The sequence below is a fragment of the Micrococcus sp. KRD077 genome (genome assembly GCF_017168505.1).
Taxonomy (GTDB): domain Bacteria; phylum Actinomycetota; class Actinomycetes; order Actinomycetales; family Micrococcaceae; genus Micrococcus; species Micrococcus luteus.
In genome coordinates this window covers 24,398-43,089 of the sequence record NZ_JABFAZ010000020.1, presented here as the reverse complement: position 1 = coordinate 43,089, position 18,692 = coordinate 24,398, and the positions used below count along the sequence as shown (strand labels likewise).

At 74.2% G+C, this 18,692-nt stretch carries 15 protein-coding genes; 3 read left to right on the top strand and 12 right to left on the bottom strand.

Annotated features, from left to right (window positions below):
• Positions 1-22 precede the first annotated feature (22 nt).
• On the bottom strand, positions 23-847 hold the full coding sequence (locus tag J1M39_RS05490; protein WP_241253872.1) for a hypothetical protein: 825 nt from the start codon (positions 845-847) through the stop codon (positions 23-25).
• Between the two features lie 76 nt (positions 848-923).
• Positions 924-1,550, bottom strand: a complete 627-nt coding sequence (locus J1M39_RS05485) for a GNAT family N-acetyltransferase (protein WP_182488359.1) — start codon at positions 1,548-1,550, stop codon at positions 924-926.
• A gap of 57 nt (positions 1,551-1,607) precedes the next feature.
• Between J1M39_RS05485 and J1M39_RS05480 the strand changes: the two genes are divergently transcribed.
• Together J1M39_RS05480 and J1M39_RS05475 are read left to right on the top strand one after the other, a co-directional pair.
• Complete coding sequence (locus tag J1M39_RS05480) at positions 1,608-2,273, top strand: 5-formyltetrahydrofolate cyclo-ligase (RefSeq protein ID WP_241253871.1); 666 nt, start codon at positions 1,608-1,610, stop codon at positions 2,271-2,273.
• 89 nt (positions 2,274-2,362) lie between these two features.
• Positions 2,363-2,632 carry an FmdB family zinc ribbon protein gene (locus J1M39_RS05475; RefSeq protein ID WP_049158198.1) on the top strand — a complete coding sequence of 90 codons (270 nt, stop codon included), beginning with the start codon at positions 2,363-2,365 and terminating at the stop codon, positions 2,630-2,632.
• 20 nt (positions 2,633-2,652) lie between these two features.
• Here the strand turns inward: J1M39_RS05475 and J1M39_RS05470 are convergent, their stop codons facing one another.
• From J1M39_RS05470 to guaB, 7 genes are all read right to left on the bottom strand, one after another.
• Positions 2,653-2,886, bottom strand: coding sequence for a hypothetical protein (locus J1M39_RS05470; protein ID WP_073116766.1), 234 nt, complete (start codon positions 2,884-2,886; stop codon positions 2,653-2,655).
• Entirely contained in the window at positions 2,876-6,640 is a 3,765-nt protein-coding gene (locus J1M39_RS05465) for a DUF4011 domain-containing protein (protein ID WP_073116767.1), read from the bottom strand. Before J1M39_RS05465 ends, J1M39_RS05470 begins: the two co-directional genes overlap by 11 nt.
• Before the next feature lie 98 nt (positions 6,641-6,738).
• Complete coding sequence (gene guaA / locus J1M39_RS05460; RefSeq protein WP_206496573.1) at positions 6,739-8,307, bottom strand: glutamine-hydrolyzing GMP synthase; 1,569 nt, start codon at positions 8,305-8,307, stop codon at positions 6,739-6,741.
• 83 nt (positions 8,308-8,390) lie between these two features.
• Positions 8,391-8,939 carry a DUF3817 domain-containing protein gene (locus J1M39_RS05455; protein ID WP_036340922.1) on the bottom strand — a complete coding sequence of 183 codons (549 nt, stop codon included), beginning with the start codon at positions 8,937-8,939 and terminating at the stop codon, positions 8,391-8,393.
• Positions 8,936-9,901, bottom strand: coding sequence for an SURF1 family protein (locus J1M39_RS05450; protein WP_036340919.1), 966 nt, complete (start codon positions 9,899-9,901; stop codon positions 8,936-8,938). Before J1M39_RS05450 ends, J1M39_RS05455 begins: the two co-directional genes overlap by 4 nt.
• Before the next feature lie 47 nt (positions 9,902-9,948).
• Positions 9,949-11,085, bottom strand: a complete 1,137-nt coding sequence (locus tag J1M39_RS05445; RefSeq protein WP_206496546.1) for a GuaB3 family IMP dehydrogenase-related protein — start codon at positions 11,083-11,085, stop codon at positions 9,949-9,951.
• Positions 11,086-11,176: 91 nt separating this feature from the next.
• On the bottom strand, positions 11,177-12,721 hold the full coding sequence (guaB, locus tag J1M39_RS05440) for an IMP dehydrogenase (protein WP_206496545.1): 1,545 nt from the start codon (positions 12,719-12,721) through the stop codon (positions 11,177-11,179).
• A gap of 185 nt (positions 12,722-12,906) precedes the next feature.
• On the opposite strand from guaB, the gene J1M39_RS05435 reads away from it, so the two are divergent.
• A complete protein-coding gene (locus J1M39_RS05435) occupies positions 12,907-14,340 on the top strand; it encodes a dicarboxylate/amino acid:cation symporter (protein WP_123244325.1) in 1,434 nt (477 codons plus the stop codon).
• Between the two features lies 1 nt (position 14,341).
• On the opposite strand, the gene J1M39_RS05430 is transcribed toward J1M39_RS05435, so the two are convergent.
• The 3 genes from J1M39_RS05430 to groES form a co-directional block, all read right to left on the bottom strand.
• A complete protein-coding gene (locus J1M39_RS05430) occupies positions 14,342-15,973 on the bottom strand; it encodes a BCCT family transporter (RefSeq protein ID WP_342356369.1) in 1,632 nt (543 codons plus the stop codon).
• Between the two features lie 447 nt (positions 15,974-16,420).
• Entirely contained in the window at positions 16,421-18,028 is a 1,608-nt protein-coding gene (groL, locus tag J1M39_RS05425) for a chaperonin GroEL (protein WP_036340907.1), read from the bottom strand.
• Positions 18,029-18,136: 108 nt separating this feature from the next.
• A complete protein-coding gene (gene groES / locus J1M39_RS05420; protein ID WP_044659448.1) occupies positions 18,137-18,433 on the bottom strand; it encodes a co-chaperone GroES in 297 nt (98 codons plus the stop codon).
• Positions 18,434-18,692 lie beyond the last annotated feature (259 nt).

Sequence of the window (18,692 nt, the reverse complement as noted above, 5' to 3'; positions counted from 1 at the left end):
GCCGACGAGGAGGCGGGCGCGCTCACGCCCGGTCCTCCGTGGCGGCGGCCAGGGTCTCGGCCTGGACGCGGGGCAGCTCACCCGTGCCGATCAGGGCCAGGTCCAGCAGGGCGTCCAGGTAGGTGGGGCGCGGCACCGCGGGGATGGTCACCGCACGGTCCGCTGCGGGGGCGGCGGCGGAGGCGGTCACCACCACGGGCTCGGCCCGGGACGCGGCGGGCGCGGCGGCCGGACGCGGCGCCTCGGTCTCGAAGGCCAGCACGGTCTCCAGCACGCGGCGGTCCCGCTCGGGGTCCGCGGGCGGGGCCTGCCGCTCCTCGGCCGCCGGGGCGGTGGGGCGCTCCGGGACGACGACGGCGGCGGGCCGGGCGCGACGGGTGCGGTCGCGGACCGCGAGGGCCCGCAGGCCGGCCAGCCCGGCCACGGCGAACAGGAGCGACCAGCCTGCCAGGGCGAGCGTGCCCGCGCCGAACGCCGCGGCGAGCCCGGCCACGAGGAACACGAGCAGGGCCACGAGGGCGGTGAGGAACAGCGCCGTGCGCCCCCACCGGATGTGCAGGCCGGTTCGGCCGCGGGCGGCGCGCGCCGCGTCGGCGGCGGCGCCCAGGCGGCCCGAGAACCGGGCGGTCAGGGCACGGACGGCGGGCGAGCTCTGCAGGCGGTGCATGAAGGACCTCGGCATCGACGGGCGGGCGGGGGCGGACGCGAGACGATGGCGGCGCAGCACGAGCCGCCAGGCCAGGAAGGCCACGAGGGCCACGATGACCAGCGACGCGCTCACCCGGGCGTCGGCCAGCGCGTCGAGCGCGGCCTGCACGGCCCTCGTCGGCGCGGTGGTCTCGTCCATGCGGTCAGCCTAGCGCCGGGGGCGGACCGGTCCGGCCATCGGGGCGTGTCCGCACGCGGCGTGTCCCGTCGGCCGCTCAGGGGCGCGGCCGGGTGGCCAGCCACCGGGCCAGCAGGCCGTCGGGGACCTCCTCGGCGGTCACCGCGAACGTCCGGTGGTCCCGCCAGGCGCCGTCCACGTGCAGGTACGCGCGCCGCAGGCCCTCGTCGCGCAGGCCGAGCTTCGCCACGACCCGCAGGCTGGCCGCGTTCTCCGGGCGGATGTTGACCTCGACCCGATGCAGACCGGCGCTGCGGAACGCCCAGTCCGTCGCCATGGCCACGGCCGTCGGCGTCAGCCCCCGGCCGGCCTCGCGACGGTCGATCCAGTAGCCGATCGAGCCGGAGCGCACCGAGCCGTACTGGATCCCGCCCAGGGACAGCAGCCCCACCAGGCGGTCCCGGTCCGGGCGGTCGTCGTCGAGGGCCATGCCCCACGTGTAGGCGCTGCCGTCCCGGCCCTGGCGGCCGTGCCAGCGGACCATCTGCCCGAACGACGCCGGGCTCGCGCCCGGCACGGGGCTCGTGGCGTCCCACGGCGTCAGCCACTCGCGGTTGTGCGCCCGCTGCTCCTCCCACGCCTCCCGGTCCCGCCGCCGCAGCGGCCGCAGGGCGAGGGTGCCGTGCCGCAGGGTCACGGGCCAGGGGGAACGCTGCCAGGACATGGCGTCGATCCTATGCGCGGCCGGGCGCGGCACCGGTGCGGCGGGCATCATGGGGACATGCGCACTCCCCCTCCCGTGCCCGAGCCCGCCGCCACGGGCCCCGTCGCCGGCGTCGACGACGTCGTGGACGCCAAGGCCGCCCTGCGTGCGCGCCTGCGCACCGCCCGCCGCGACCGCTCCCCCGCGCGCCGCGCCGCCGAGTCCGCGGCCGCCGTCGAGCACCTGTGGGCGTGGCTGGGTCCGCGCGTGGCCGCGGCGACCGCGGACGGGACCGCCCCGGTGGTGGCCACCGTGCTGCCGATGGCCACCGAGCCGGACACCGGTGTGCTGCGCGCCCGCCTGCTGGCCGCGGGGGCGCGGGTGCTCGTCCCCGTGATCGAGCCGGAACGACGCCTGAGCTGGGCCTCCTGGCACCCGGGCGTCGCGACGGCGCGCGCGGCGAACGCCCCCGTGGACGAGCCCGTGAGCGAACGGCTCGGGACCGACGCGCTGGCGGCGGCGACCGCGGTGGTCATGCCGGCGCTCGCGGTGGCCGAGGACGGGATGCGCCTGGGCCAGGGCGGGGGCTACTACGACCGCTTCCTCGCCGAGCTGCCGCGGAGCGTGCCGACCGTGGCCCTCGTGTTCGAGGACGAGCTGCTGCCGGCGGGCGCCATCCCCGCCGAGCCCACGGACCGGCCCGTGGACGGCGTCGTCACCGCGGCCGGGCTGCGCTGGGTCTGAGCCCGCCGCGCGGCGCGGAGTAGCATCGGGGGTCGGATCCCCCCCAGAACCGCGCGCCCCGGCGCGCCCCGAGCGAGCTGGAGCTGAGCATGCCCACCTACGCCTACCGCTGCAAGGACTGCGGCCACGCCTTCGACGCCGTCCAGGCCTTCACCGACGACGCCCTCACCGAGTGCCCCGCGTGCGGCGGCGTCCTGCGCAAGCAGTACGGCTCGGTCGGCGTGAGCTTCAAGGGCTCCGGGTTCTACCGGACCGACTCGCGCTCCGGCACCGGCTCGGCCGGCGGATCGACCTCGGACTCGGCCGCCGGGTCCTCGACGTCCTCGACGTCGTCCTCGGCTTCCGCCGCCGCGGACTGACCCGGCCGCATCGGGCCGGCTCAGCCCCAGTGGGGCGGGCGCTGCTCGCGCAGCCAGCGGTCGCGCTCGGCCTCGACCGGGCCGGTCTCGACCCCGGCCCCGGTCGGCGCGGTCGCCGGCGACGTCCCGGCCTGCCCGATCAGCCGGGGCACCCCGGGCAGGCGCGGCTCGCGACCGTCGGCGGTGGCCGGGCCGGTGCCCGGGGCGTCCGCCCGGCGCGGGCCGCGGCGGCGCGGCGCGCCGTCAGCGGACATCGTCGTCGGTCTCGTCCGTCTCGTCCGCCGGCTCCACGCCCAGCCGGTCGGCCAGCTCGCGGGCCACGGACTCCGGGTCCGCGAACACGTCGATCGCCCACAGGGTCCGGGGCTCCCAGCCGCGGGCCTCGAGCCCCTCGGGCAGGGTCCGCGAGCGCTGCCGCACCGTGAGGGCGCGGTACACCTCGCCGCCGTCGCCGGCCAGGGCCAGCGGACGGGGCGCCTCGTCCCGGTCCGCGCGCGGATCGAGCACGGCCAGGTCCATGACGCCGGCGTAGCGGGGCAGGACGCGGGCGCCGTGCTCCTCGAGACGGTCGCGCAGATCGGCCAGCAGCGGGTCGCCCACCATGCCCACCGGATCCGCGGCGTCCTCGCCGAGGTAGGCCTCGAGCAGCCGCAGGAACCAGAGGGCGCCGCCGTCGAGCCGGTCCTCGTCCAGGTCGGCGGCGCGCAGCGCGGAGACGAGGTGCAGGCGCCGGCGGGCGCGGGTGAGCGCGACCGTGACCATGCGCTCGCCGCCCGGGTCGGAGAAGGCGCCGAAGTGGTGCACCACGCGGCCGTGCGGGGTGCGGCCGTAGCCGGGGGTGAGGATCACGGCGTCGCGCGTCACGGAGGCGGCGCGCACGACCGGCACGATCACGAACGGCTCGGCGTCGGCGGCGTCCTCGCCGCGGCCGCGGGCGAGGAACTCGTGGGCCCACGGCGCCTGCGCGGCCGTGGCCTGCACGGCGGCGGCCACCCGGCGGGCGTGCTGCTCGGACACCGTGACCACGGCCAGAGACTGCTCGGGCCGGTCGCGGATGTGCTCGAACACCCGCTCCACGGTGCGGGCGACCTCGGCGTTCGTCGACTCGACCACGTCGCCGCCGGTCATCGGGATGCCGGTGCCCTCGGGCAGGTACTCGGCCGTGACGGCACGATCCCGGCCGGTGGCCTCGCCCGCGGTGGGCAGCGCGTCCAGGGCGCCGTCATAGGCGAGCGCGGAGACGAGGCGCACGAGGCGCCGCTCGAGGGGACGGTGCACGGTGCGCAGCGGCAGGGTGGGCAGCACCTCGTCCAGCGCGTCGTGGGCCGAGCGCAGCGGGCGCAGGGGCCCGGCGGTCGCCGTCGGGTCCACGGACACCTGGAACGACTGCGGGCGCCCGATGACCGGGTCGCCGAGGGCCACCACCTGGGGGGCGCGGGTGAGCGCGCCCATCGCGGTGGCCAGGGCGGTCGCGTCGGCCTCCAGCAGCACGACGACGTCGGCGCGCCACTCCGGGGGGAACTCGGACAGGGCCATGGGCGAGGTGGTGACCACCGGCACGAGCGGCTGCAGGAGCTCGGGGGTGATCGTGGCCAGGGACTCGACCGTGGGGCTGCCCTGCTTGAGCAGGGTGCGCAGCACGGCCGCGTCCGCGCGATAGGTGCGCAGCGCCTCCCGCCAGCGCGCGGCCAGCGCGGCGGAGAGCCGGGCGCCGCCGCGCTCGAGATGGGCGCGGTCCAGGTCGCGGAACCCGCGCTCGACCTCCGCCAGGTCCGTGCCGCTCATCATGGCCAGGAAGTCGTCCCCGGAGATCATCGCCTCGAGCGCGGACTGCCACCACGCCAGCTCGAGCTCGGCGGTCAGGGCCTCGGTGGGCACCTCGCGGTCGCGCAGGTCCTCGAGCAGCTCCGCCAGGCCGTGGCCGCGCAGGCTGTCCAGCACGAGGGTGCGCTCGGGCAGCGTGGCCAGGGTGTCGCGGTCCGCCACGAGCCCGTCGACGGCGGCCACGAGGTCGTCCACGTCCCGCTCCTCCAAGGGCGCCTCGGCCACGGCCTCCGGGGCGAGGACGCCCTCGAGCCGGCGCAGGCGCTCGCGCACCTGGCCGACCTGGCCCATCACGTGCTCGCCCTGGTCCGGCACCTGCGGGGGCGTGCCCGGCTCGGCGGCGTGGCGGTTCCAGTCCTCCAGGACGGCGGCGGCGTCCACGAGGGCGCCGTTCAGGTCCGTGGGCTGCACGCCCGGGCGGACCGCGTCCTTCGCCGCGCGGCGCAGGCGGGACCGGGTCACCGAGGACATCTCGACCAGGTGGAGGCGCCGCCACGAGCTGGTGGCGGTCGCCGCGACCAGCTGGGGCACGTCGAGGGAGAACACCTCGGGGGTGAACTCGGTGAGGGTGCGGGCCACACGGCGGTAGAGGTCCGCCTGCTCCGCCCAGCCGGCCACCGTGCGCTCGGGGCGCAGGCCGGCCTGGGCGGCGGCGGTGTCCACGGCGCGCCGGGTGGTGTGCAGGGCGGCCGCCAGCTCGTCGGCCAGCTCCGAGGCGGCCTCGGTCTCCTGCACGTTGCGCACGCGGGCGCCGAACCAGCGGCTCTCGGTGGCGGCGGCCGAGAACGCGCCGAGCTCCCCGGCGCGCACGAGCTGCTCGCCCACGGCCTGCCGGTTCACGGTGGAGTCCAGCACGGAGCGCTTGAGGCGCACGGTGGTGGCCGGCGGCGTCTCGAGCCCGGTCAGGGCGGCCAGGGCCTGCATCGCCTGGAACGGCGAGCAGCCCCAGCGGGGGCGGACGTGGTGCAGTGAGCCGACGTGCTCCTGCAGCCGGCGCCGTCGTTCGGTCAGGGCGGCCTCGTCCCGGGCGGTGTCGGGGTCCACGGCCCGCTCGGAGCGCAGGACGGCCTGCACGAGCTGGCGGCGGAGCAGCTCGGGGTCCGCGTTGGCGGGCACATCCAGCGCGATCGAGCGCAGGTCCGCCTCCTCGAGGCGGTCGAGCACGTCGGCCAGGGCGGCGGAGCGCTCGGCCACGACCAGCACGCGCCGACCCTCCCAGGCCAGGCGCGCGGCCAGGGCGGCGGCGGTCTGGGTCTGCCCGGTGCCGGGGGCGGCCGCCACCACGAGGGACTCCCCCGCCGCGGCGTGCTCGAGCACGCGTGCCTGGGCGGCGTCGACGTCGACGACGAGGCGCTCGTCCGCCGGGGCGACGTCATCCTCCGCGGGCGCGCCCGTGGGCTGCAGCGCCGCCGGGCGGGGCACCATGCCGGTCCCGGCGTCGTACAGGGCCTGCACGACCGGCAGATCCTCGAGGGAGGCGGGCAGGGAGGCGGTCTCGCCGAGGTCCGCGAACGTGGAGACGAGCAGGCAATCCTGGATGTGCAGGTCCGCGATCGCGGCGGTCTCCTCGCGCAGGCGGGCGAACGCGGGGGCGGGCTCGAGGCGCGCCGTGGCGTAGGCGGCCTGCTGGTACGCCTCGGGGTCCAGGGCGATGCCGTGGTGCCGGCGCAGGTTCCGCACGAGCGCCGGGTTCAGGCGGGCCGGCTCGGTGATCTGGACCTCCAGCTCGTCCCGGCCCCGGGCGCCGCGGCGCACCGTCAGGGCCACGCGGGCCAGCAGCACGGGGGCGGAGCGGCGCTCCCGCCGGCCGTCCTCCTCGGCCGTCCACGTGGCCACGCCCACGGCGAGCGCGCCGACGTCGATGCCGCGTTCCTCCGCCAGCTCGCGGACCTTGGCGCGCAGGCCGAGGGAGACCTCGTGCGCCGCGTCCAGCACCGGGCCGGCCGGCAGCAGGGTGGACAGGCGGGTGCGCCGCCCCAGCAGCAGCTGCGAGACGCCGGAGGAGTTCGCCTCCGTGAGGTCGATGCTGTTGGCCGCCGAGGGCGCGAACCGCAGCATCGTGTCGTTCTCGGCGCCCGAGCCCAGGGAGGACACCCAGGCGGCCGGGTCGGGGCGGGTCTGCCCCTCGTCGGGGCGTGCGGCGGCGCGGGCGCGGGCCAGGCGCGGGAACTCCTGCTCGGTCACGTGCGTGCGGTCCTTCCTCCGTCGCCTGGGTCCAGGCGGTCTTCGTGCGGACGGCCGCCCCGTTCAGGGGCGGCCGGATGCGGCGCCGGACGCGCCGCTCACTCCCACTCGATGGTGCCCGGCGGCTTGCTGGTCACGTCGAGCACGACGCGGTTGACGCCGTCGACCTCGTTGGTGATGCGGTTCGAGATGCGGGACAGGACGTCGTCCGGGATCCGCGCCCAGTCCGCCGTCATGGCGTCCTCGCTGGTGACGGGGCGCAGGACGACCGGGTGGCCGTAGGTGCGGCCGTCACCCTGCACGCCCACGGAGCGCACGTCCGCGAGCAGCACCACCGGGCACTGCCAGATCTGGCGGTCCAGCCCGGCCGCGGTGAGCTCGGCGCGCACGATCGCGTCCGCGCGGCGCAGCAGGTCCAGGCGCTCCTGGGTGACCTCGCCGATGATGCGGATGCCCAGACCCGGGCCCGGGAACGGCTGGCGGTGCACGATGCCCTCGGGCAGGCCGAGCTCGGCGCCCACGGCGCGGACCTCGTCCTTGAACAGCTCGCGCAGCGGCTCGCACAGCTCGAACTCGATGTCGTCCGGCAGGCCGCCCACGTTGTGGTGGGACTTGATGTTGGCCGCCCCGTCCCCGCCGCCGGACTCGACGACGTCCGGGTAGAGCGTGCCCTGCACGAGGAAGCGGACCTCGGTGGCGTCCGGGTCGTGCTCGGACTCGAGGACGATGTCCGCCTGCGCCTTCTCGAAGGTGCGGATGAACCGCTCGCCGATGATCTTGCGCTTGGCCTCGGGGTCGGTGACGCCGGCCAGCGCGGACAGGAAGTCCTCGCGCGCGTCCACCATCACGAGGCGGGCGCCGCCGTGGGCCTCGCCGAAGGCCTGCTCGATCTCGGCGGACTCGCCCTCGCGCATGAGGCCGTGGTCCACGTAGACGCAGGTGAGGCGGTCGCCGATGGCGCGCTGCACGAGGGCCGCGGCCACGGCGGAGTCCACGCCGCCGGACAGGCCGCAGATGGCCCGCTTGTCCCCGATCTGCTCGCGGATGCGCTCGACCTGCTCCTCGATCACACCGCTGGCCGTCCAGTCCGCGCCCAGGCCCGCACCCTCGTGCAGGAACTGCTCGAGCACCCGCTGGCCGTGGGAGGAGTGGCCCACCTCGGGATGCCACTGCACGCCGTAGATGCGGCGCTCGCGGTCCTCGAACGCGGCGACGGGGGCGCCCGCGGTGGAGGCTGTCACGGCGAAGCCCTCGGGCGCCTGCGTCACGGCGTCCCCGTGGGACATCCACACGACCTGCTCGAGGTCCTGGTCCGCGAACAGCACGGAGTCGGCATCCACCGAGTCCAGGCGGGTGGAGCCGTACTCCCGGGTGCCGGTCTTGGCCACGGTGCCGCCGAGGGCGTGCGCGATCGACTGGAAGCCGTAGCACAGGCCCAGCACGGGCACCCCGGCCTCGAGCAGCGCCGGGTCCAGCTGCGGGGCGCCGGGCTCGTACACCGACGACGGCCCGCCCGAGAGGATCAGCGCCGCGGGCTCACGCTCCAGGATCTGCGCCGCCGGGGTGGAGGCGGGCACGACCTCGGAGTAGACGTTGGCCTCGCGCACACGACGCGCGATGAGCTGCGCGTACTGGGCGCCGAAGTCCAGCACCAGCACCGTGGGCATCACGTCGCTGAGCGGGGCGGGGGTGTCGGGGTGTGTCGGGGTGGGGGGCGTTCTGCGTCACCCGTCCAGGATAGTCGAGGCGCTCAGTAGCGCCGCGCGGCGTCCGGGAAGCGGTGCAGCTCGTCCCGGACCACGCGGGTCATGCGCTTCTCCACCACGAAGGACAGGAACGGCACGACGCCGCCGCCGGCCATCGCCAGCAGGCGCAGCGGCTCCCAGCGCATCAGGGACCACAGGCGGAACGAGGCGAGCAGGTACACCACGTACATCCAGCCGTGGGCGATGAGGATGAACAGGGACAGGTTCACTCCCCCGGTCACGCTGTCCGTGGGGTGCAGCCCCAGGCCGTTGGCCTCTCCGTCCAGGGTGGTGCCGCCCGCGTAGAGCTCCACGTGCATGCCGTACTTCAGCACCATCTCCGCCACGAGCAGCAGGAGCATGATGCCGGTGATCCACGCGCACACCACGTAGAGGCGGGTGGCGGAGCGGATCTGCTGCTGGGTGCCGGCGAAACGGCGATGCTCCCGGCCCGGCCGCGGGGGCGGCTCGGGCAGGTCGGCCTCCGTGATGTCCTCGGGATCCGGCAGGCTCGCCGGGTCCACCGGCTGGGGGCCGGGGTGCTGGGTGCTCATCGGCTCTGCTCCTCTCGGGGCCCACGGGGGCCCGGGTCGCGGGGGTCGGGGCGCGCGGCCCCGTCGTCGTCGTGGTCCTGGCGTGGGTGCGCCGCGGACTGTGCCGCGACGGCCCGCTCCTTGGCCTCGCGCGCGGCCGCCCGGCGCCGCTCGAGCTCCTCGGCGCGCCACTGCGCGGCCCACTCCTCGTCGAGCCGGCGCTCGTGCTCGTCCCGGACGTGGTCGTCGCGGACGAACCGCCACCACAGGAACAGGGCGAAGCCGGCGAAGAGCATCCATTCCACGGCGTAGAAGACGTTGAGCCAGATGATCTGGGTCTCCTCCGGCTGCGGGGCCACCCACACCGGCTCGAGCCCGCCGGGGCCGGCCGCGCCCGTCTCGGCGCCCGCGGCGTCGACCATCTCGAACGCCGCGACGTACGCCGCGTAGGACGGCTCGTCCCACACGTTCACCAGCTGGGCCGGGGCCAGGCTGCGGTACAGGAGCCGGTCGGCGGTGTCCTCGGCCGCTGCCTCACGCGGCAGGGGCCCGTCCGGGGGCAGCAGGCGTCCGGTGACGGTGACCTGCCCGGCGGGCGCGGGGTCCACGACGTCGGCGCGGGCCGACCAGCCGCGGACCACCGGGACGACCTCGCCGTCCGGGGCGCCGGCCACCCGGAGGGCCGTGACCGTCCAGTAGCCGTCGCGGCCGTTCAGCAGGCGCGGGCCGACCAGGACGTCCGTGCCGGGCACGAACTCCCCTTCGACCGTGACGACCTGGTCTGCCTGCGAGCCGAGCAGGGCCTCGTAGGGGCGCACGTGCTCCAGGAACGGCACGGCGTGCTCGGTCTGGGTGCGCGGCGGCGGCGCGTTCGTCTCCGCGGACTCGAACTGCCACTTGGACAGCGCCACGAAGACCGCGGCCGCCACGAGGGCCAGCACCAGGGTGGCCAGCCAGACGGGCTTGAGGGCGGTGCGTAGCACGCCGTATCAACTCTTCCGGTCGGGGTGCCGCCATGCGGCGGCGGGGATCAGACGGCCTGGGTGGGGGTCACGAGGACCTCCACCTTCTGGAAGTCCTTGAGCTCGGTGTAGCCGCAGGTGGCCATGGCACGCTTCAGACCGCCCATCAGGTTGGACGTGCCGTCCGCGTGGCGGCCGGGACCCCACAGGACCTCCTCGAGCGGAGCCACCTGGCCCACGTGGGTGCGGTGCCCGCGCGGCAGCTCCGGGTGGGCGGCCTCGAGGCCCCAGTGCCAGCCGCCGCCGGGGGCGTCGGTGGCGCGGGCCAGGGCGGCGCCCAGGACGACCGCGTCCGCGCCCATGGCGATCGCCTTGACGATCTCCCCCGAGGTGGAGACGCCGCCGTCGGCGATCACGTGCACGTAGCGGCCGCCGGTCTCGTCCATGTAGTCGCGGCGCGCCTCGGCGATGTCCGAGATCGCCGTGGCCATCGGCACGCGGATGCCCATGGCGCGGCGCGTGGTGGTGGACGCGCCGCCGCCGAAGCCGACGAGCACGCCGGCCGCGCCGGTGCGCATCAGGTGCAGGGCCGGCGTGTAGCCGGCCGCCCCGCCCACGATCACGGGCACGTCCAGCTCGTAGATGAACTGCTTGAGGTCCAGCGGCTCCTGGGTGGAGGAGACGTGCTCGGCCGAGACGGTGGTGCCGCGGATGACGAACAGGTCCACGCCCGCCGCCACGACGGTGCGGTAGAACTCCTGCGTGTTCTGCGGGGTCAGCGAGCCCGCGACGACGACGCCGGCCTCGCGGATCTGCGCGAGGCGCTCGGTGATCAGATCGGGGCGGATGGGGGCCGCGTAGGCCTCCTGCAGCTTGCGGGTGGCCTCGGTCCCGGCCGGGCCGGCCTGGAGGGCGGCGATCTCCTCGAGCAGCGGGCGCGGGTCCTCGTGGCGGGTCCACAGGCCCTCGAGGTTGAGGACGCCGAGACCGCCCAGCCGCCCCATCGCGATGGCGGCCTCCGGGCTCATCACGGAGTCCATGGGCGCACCGATCACGGGCATGTCGAACGTGTAGGCGTCGATGCGCCACGTGAGGCTGACGTCCTGGGGATCCCGGGTGCGCCGCGCGGGCACCACGGACACGTCGTCGAGGGAGAAGGCCCGGCGGCCGCGCTTGCCGCGGCCGATCTCAATCTGGTTCGTCACCGGGCCAGCCTAGCCCAGGCGCCGCGGGGCGGCGCCGACCGTGTCGTCGGCGCCGCCCCGTCCGGGGGCTCCCCCGGACCCGACGTGCGGGTCAGCGCGAACGGTAGTTCGGGGCCTCGACGGTCATCATGATGTCGTGCGGGTGGGACTCCTTCAGGCCCGCCGCGGTGATGCGCACGAAGCGGCCGTTCTCCTTGAGATCGGCCACCGTGGACGCGCCCGTGTAGAACATCGTCTGGCGCAGGCCGCCCACGAGCTGGTGGACCACCGAGGCGACCGGCCCGCGGAAGGGCACCTGGCCCTCGATGCCCTCGGGGATCAGCTTGTCCTCGTCCGGCACGTCCGCCTGGAAGTAGCGGTCCTTGGAGAAGGAGCGCGTGCCGTTGCGGGTCTGCATGGCGCCCAGGGAGCCCATGCCGCGGTAGGTCTTGAACTGCTTGCCCTGGTAGAACACGAGGTCGCCCGGGGACTCGGCGGTGCCGGCCAGCAGGGAGCCGAGCATCACCGAGTCGGCGCCGGCCACGAGGGCCTTGCCGATGTCACCGGAGTGCTGCAGGCCGCCGTCGGCGATCAGCGGGACGCCCGCGGGGCGCGTGGCCTTGGCCGCCTCGTAGATGGCGGTGATCTGGGGGACGCCGACGCCGGCCACCACACGGGTCGTGCAGATCGAGCCCGGGCCCACGCCCACCTTCACGGCGTCCGCGCCGGCGTCGACGATCGCCTTGGCGCCCGCGTAGGTCGCGGCCTGACCGCCGATGACGTCGACGTGCGCGGCCGCCTTCTCCTTCTTCAGGCGCGCGATCATGTCCAGCACGCCGTGCGTGTGGCCGTTCGCGGTGTCCACCACGAGGGCGTCCACGCCTGCCTCCACGAGCGCCATGGCTCGCTCCCAGCCGTCGCCGAAGAACCCGACGGCGCCGCCGACGAGCAGTCGGCCCTCGTCGTCCTTCGCGGCGTCCGGGTACTGCTCCGCCTTGTCGAAGTCCTTGATGGTGATCAGGCCGGTCAGGCGGCCCGCATCGTCCACGAGCGGCAGCTTCTCCACGCGGTTCTGGGAGAACAGGTGGATGGTCTCGGCGCGCGAGACGCCCTCCTGCGCGGTGACCAGCGGCATGCGGGTCATGGCGGTGTCCACCGTGCGGGTGGCCCACTCCTCGCGCGGGATGAAGCGGGTGTCGCGGTTGGTGATGATGCCCAGCAGCGTCATGTCCTCGGCCACCACCGGCAGGCCCGAGACGCGGTACTGGGCGCACAGCTCGTCCAGGTCGGCGAGCGTGGCGTCGGGGCCGATGGTCACGGGGTCCTTGATCATCCCCGACTCGGAGCGCTTCACGGTGTCCACGTGGCGGACCTGGTCCTCGATGGACAGGTTGCGGTGGATGATGCCCATGCCGCCCTGGCGGGCCATGGCGATGGCCAACGGGGCCTCGGTCACGGTGTCCATCGCCGCGGAGACGATGGGGATGTTCAAGCGGATGTTGCGGGTCAGCCGGGTGCCCGGGTCCGCGTCCGCGGGGATCACGTCGGTGGCGTTGGGCAGCAGCAGGACGTCGTCATAGGTGAGGCCGAAGAAGCCGAAGGGATCCGAGGAGGAGTGGACGGGCTCGGGGCTGGGACCGGTGCTGGTGTTGGTCACGAAGGCGCCTTTCGGGACGGGTGTTTCCGCGATTCTATGCCCGGGGGTCAAACCGGCGACCCGGGTGCGGGCCACGTCACAGGACCCCCGCGCTGGGCCACGCGGGGGCGAGACGGACGTCACCACGACGTCACATGGAGCAATCCGTTTCGGCGTCGTGATATTGGTCCGCCTAATCTCCCCGGATGAGCACCGCACAGTCCTCCCCCGCACCGGCGCCCCGACGCCGGCTCCCCGCCTGGACGTCGAACTTCGGCTGGCAGATCGCCGCCGCCCTCGTCCTCGGCCTCGTCCTGGGCCTGATCGCCCGCGCCACGGGGCACACCTCCGAGCACCCGACCTGGCTCGGCGAGACGCTGGCCACCGTCGGCAGCATCTACATCAGCCTGCTGAAGGCCACGGTCGTCCCGCTGGTCTTCTTCGCCGTCGTCGCCTCCATCGCCAACCTGGCCCAGGTGACCAACGCGGCCCGCCTGGCCGCCAAGACCCTGCTGTGGTTCGCCATCACGAGCCTGATCGCGGTGCTCATCGGCCTCGCCGTCGGCGTCGCGCTGCAGCCGGGCGTGGGCACCGGCCAGACCGCGCCGGCGTCCTACCAGGCCAAGGACGTCGGCTGGCTCGACTTCCTGACCTCCCTGGTGCCGGCGAACTTCCTCGGCCTGACCGTCAAGACGACGGCGGGCGAGGACGGCGCGCTCGCCTCCTCCCCCACGTTCAACGTGCTGCAGATCCTCGTGATCGCGATCGTCGTGGGCGTGGCCGCGCTCAAGGTCGGCGAGAAGGCCGCCCCGTTCCTCACGTTCTCCCGCTCGGTGCTCGCGATCATCCAGAAGCTGCTGTGGTGGATCATCCGCCTGGCCCCGATCGGCACCATCGGCCTGCTGGGCAACGCCGTGGCTTCCTACGGCTGGTCCACGATGGGCACGCTGGCCAAGTTCGTGGTGGCGATCTACGTGGGCCTGGCCCTCGTGATGCTCGTGGTGTACCCGCTGCTGGCGCGCCTGCACGGACTCTCCGTCAAGCAGTTCTTCACCGGCGTGTGGCCGGCGTTCCAGCTCGGCTTCGTCTCCCGCTCCTCCCTCGGCACGCTGCCCGTCACCCAGCGGGTGGCCGAGCGCAACTTCGGCGTGCCCACCGGCTACGCCTCCTTCGCCGTCCCGCTGGGCGCCACCACCAAGATGGACGGCTGCGCCGCGATCTACCCGGCCGTGGCCGCGGTGTTCATCGCCCAGTTCTACGGGATCGACATGAGCCTGAGCCAGTACGCCCTCGTGGCGCTCGTGTCCGTGCTGGGCTCGGCCGCGACCGCCGGCACCACCGGCGCCACCGTGATGCTCACGCTCACGCTGTCCACCGCCGGGCTGCCCCTCGAGGGCATGGCCCTGCTCCTGGCCGTCGACCCGATCGTGGACATGGGCCGCACCGCCCTCAACGTGACCGGCCAGGCCCTCATCCCCGCCCTCGTGGCCTCCCAGGAGGGCATCCTCGACCGGGACCGCTACGACGCCCCGCGCGGCGACATCTTCGGCGAGGACGAGGAGGAGATCGTCGAAGCCCGCGCCCACGCGACCGCCGACTCCCGCGCCGAGCTCGTCGGCACCCCGGAGCCGCGCGCCTGAGTCACCGATCGGACGGGCCCACTCCGGCGGGCCCGTCCGCGTCGCCCCCGTCCCCCTCGTCCAGGTACTCGCCCAGCACGTAGTCGTCGTCCACGGGGTTCCCGTCCTCGTCCGTGCGGCGGTACCAGTCGGTGATCTCCGCGGCGGTGGAGTCGAACCCCTCGCCGGCCGCGTACCAGCTGCCCGGCGGGGTGCGCTCCACCGTGAACGCGAAGTCGTCCCCGTACTCCACCAGGCCCCGCACCGTCGCCTTCTCGACGGCGGCCCGCTGGTACCGGTCACGGATCGCGAAAGGGTCGTTGGCCAGTTCGCGCTGGAGCGCGACCGCCATGAGGATGAGCACCACGGTGAACGGCAGCGCCGTGATGGTGATGAGGTTCTGCAGGCCGGTGAGCGCGGTGTCGCCGCCGGTCAGCAGCATCACGACGGCGATGCCCGCCATGCACAGTGCCCAGAACACCGTGATCGTGCGGCGCGGGGCCGGGGCGCCGCGCTGCGAGAGCTGCGAGTTCACGATCGAGGCGGAGTCCGCCGTCGTGATGAAGAAGACCGCCAGCATGACGATCACGACCGGGGCCACCAGCCCGCCGCCGGGCAGCTGGTCCAGGACCACCCAGAAGATCTCCGCCGGCGCGGGCAGCGACGCGGCCGTGCCGTCCGGCGCCACGGAGCCCTGCGTCCGCTGCAGCCAGATGGTGGTGCCGCCGATGATCGTGAACGCGCCGACGATCACCGCGGCCGGGATGAACAGGGCGCCGAGGACGTACTGGCGGATGGTCCGGCCCTTCGAGATCTTCGCCATGAACACGCCCACGAACGGGGCCCAGCTGACCCACCACGCCCAGTAGAAGATCGTCCAGCTGGAGAGGAACTCCTGCATGTCCTCCCCCTCGGCCATCGAGGCGCCGAGGGCGTCCGGGGCGGAGGAGACGTAGTCCATCAGGACGCCGGGCACGATGTTCAGCAGGAACGCCGTCGGGCCGACGACGAAGAAGAACAGCGCCAGGCCGAGGGCGAGCAGCATGTTGATGTTGGACAGCCACCGGATGCCGCGGGCCACACCGGACACCGCCGAGAAGATGGTGCCGATCGTGAGCACCACGATGATCCCCAGCGCCACCGTGTTCCCCGGCGCGGACCAGCCCGAGACGATCTGCACGCCGCGGCCGATCTGCAGGGCGCCGATGCCCAGCGAGGCCGCCGTGCCGAACAGGGTGGCGATGATCGCGAGCCCGTCGATCAGGCGCGCGCCGACCGAGTCGCTGCGCTGGGAGTCGCCGAACAGCGGCGCGATGATCGAGCTCATCAGCGGCACCCGACCCCGGCGGTAGGACACGTAGCCGACCGACAGGCCGACGATCGCGCAGATCGCCCACGCGTTCACGCCCCAGTGCAGCGCGGCCTGGGCCAGCGCGCCCGTCACCGCCTCCTCGCTCCCCGCCTCATACGCCCCCGGGCGCGGGGCCAGGTAGTAGGTCAGCGGCTCGTACGGGCCGAAGAAGATGATGCCGATGCCGATGCCGGCCGCGAAGAGCATGGCCGACCAGCTCGCCGTGGAGTACTCCGGCTTCTCCCCGTCCAGGCCCAGCGGGATCTCGCCGTACCGGGAGAACGCCAGGGCCAGCAGGAACACCACACCATCCCGATGGCCAGCAGGGCGAACAGCCAGCCGGCGTGGAGCATCACCCAGTCGAGGGCCGCGCTCGAGACGGCCAGGACGGCGTCCGGCTGCAGCACGCCCCACACCACGAAGCCGACCACCAGCAGGCCGACGACGGTGAGGATCGCCCGGTCCACGCCGTAGCGCACCCGGCGGTCCTCCACGGACACGCCCGGCACGAGGGCCGGGTGGATGCCGTGCGGATAGGAGAACTCGCGGACGAAGCGGCGCAGCCGTGGCCGGGCCGGGGTCCGGGTCGTGTGGGACCCGGTGGGATGGGGCGGCGTGGGTGTGTCCATGGGCACACCCTAGAGGGCACCCCGGACGGCCGGCGTCTCCCGCCCGGACGACGACGGCCCCTCACCCGGGCGGGTGAGGGGCCGTCGTCGACAGCCGGCCGTGTCAGGGCCGACTCAGGGGTCAGTGCTGGTGGCCGGCCTCGTCCTCGTCGGCGGGCTTGTCCGCCACGAGGGTCTCGGTGGTCAGCACGAGGGCCGCGATGGAGGTGGCGTTGGCCAGCGCGGAGCGCGTCACCTTGACCGGGTCGATCACGCCGTCGGCGATCAGGTCGCCGTAGACGCCGGTCTTCGCGTTGAAGCCGTGGTTCGGCTCCAGCTCGGCGACCTTGGAGACCACCACGTAGCCGTCCTCGCCCGCGTTCTGGGCGATCCAGCGCAGCGGCTGCTTCAGGGCCTTGCGGACGATGTCCACGCCCACGGCGGCGTCACCGGTCAGGGCCTGGACGTCGGCGTCGGTGTCGAGCACGGTCAGCGCGTTGATGAGCGCGGTGCCGCCGCCAGCCACGATGCCCTCCTCGAGGGCGGCGCGGGTCGAGGACACGGCGTCCTCGATGCGGTGCTTGCGCTCCTTGAGCTCCACCTCGGTGGCGGCGCCCACGCGGATCACGCCGATGCCGCCGGAGAGCTTGGCGAGACGCTCCTGGAGCTTCTCGCGGTCCCAGTCGGAGTCGGTCGCGGCGGCCTCGGCCTTGATCTGGGCGATCCGGGCCTCGACGTCCTCGGGCGCACCGCCGCCGTCGACGATGGTGGTCTCGTCCTTGGTGACGGTGATGCGGCGGGCGGAGCCGAGCACGTCCAGGTCGGCCTGCTCGAGCTTCATGCCGAGGTCCGGGGAGACGACCTGGGCGCCGGTGAGGATCGCGATGTCCTGCATCATGGCCTTGCGGCGGTCGCCGAAGCCCGGAGCCTTGACGGCCACGACGTTCAGGGTGCCGCGGATCTTGTTGACCACGAGGGTGGACAGGGCCTCGCCCTCGATGTCCTCGGCGATCACGAACAGCGGCTTGTTGGCCTGCACGACCTTCTCCAGCAGGGGCAGCAGCTCCTGCACGTTGGAGATCTTGCCCGAGTTGATCAGGACGTAGGCGTCCTCGAGCACGGCCTCCTGACGCTCGGCGTCGGTGACCATGTACGGGGACAGGAAGCCCTTGTCGAACTGCATGCCCTCGGTGACGTCCAGCTCGGTGGAGGTCGTGGAGGACTCCTCGATGGTGATGACGCCGTCGGTGCCGACCGTGTCGAACGCGCGGGCCAGCAGCTCGCCGACCTCGTCGTTCTGGGCCGAGATGGCGGCCACGTGGGCCACCTCCTTGCCCTCGACCGGGCGGGCGTTCTCCTGCAGGCGCTGCTCGACGGCGGCCACGGCCACCTCGATGCCCCTCTTGACCTCGCCCGGCGCGGCGCCGGCGGCGACCTGGCGCATGCCCTCGTTCACGAGCGCCTGGGCCAGGACGGTGGCGGTGGTGGTGCCGTCGCCTGCGATGTCGTTGGTCTTGGTGGCGACCTCCTTGGCGAGCTGGGCGCCCATGTTCTCGTACGGGTCCTCCAGCTCCACCTCACGGGCGATCGTGACGCCGTCGTTGGTGATGGTGGGTGCGCCCCACGCCTTGTCGAGCACCACATTGCGGCCCTTGGGGCCGAGGGTGACCTTGACGGTGTCGGCGAGCTTGTCGATGCCGGCCTGGAGGGCGCGGCGTGCGTCGTCGTTGAAAGCCAGCTGCTTGGCCATGACGGACGCTCCTTTCGTTCAGGGAGTCAGGGGGTGCGGGGACGCGAGGGGCCCGGGGCGCGCGCACCGGTGCGGTGCGCGCCGCTCACCGGGCCCATCGCGGCGGGGTCACTTGGCGACGACGGCCAGCACGTCGCGGGCGGAGAGCACCAGGTACTCCTCGCCGCCGACCTTGACCTCGGTGCCGCCGTACTTGGAGTACAGCACCACGTCACCCTCGGCGACGTCGACCGGCACGCGGTTGCCGTTCTCGGCGACCCGGCCCGGGCCCACGGCCACGACCTGGCCCTCCTGCGGCTTCTCCTTGGCGGTGTCCGGGATCACGAGGCCCGACGCGGTGGTCTGCTCGGCCTCCAGGGGGCGGACAACGATGCGATCCTCGAGGGGCTTGATGGAGACAGACATGCTGCACACTCCTTCTTCGTCGACGTGCGGCTCCGGCGGGCTCGCCGGTCCGCTGATGCTGTGGTCTGCGGGTGCGCCACGGGCGTCAGACCCTCCGTCGTCGCGGTGCCGGACGGTCCACCTCGGGCATTGGCACCCGGTACCCCCGAGTGCCAGCCCCGATTCTACTCCGGGTTTTGGCACTCCTTCAACATGAGTGCCAGCCGTGTCCCCGCCGTCCGCCGAGGGCGGAGGCGTGGGGCGCGGTGCGGCGGGGCAC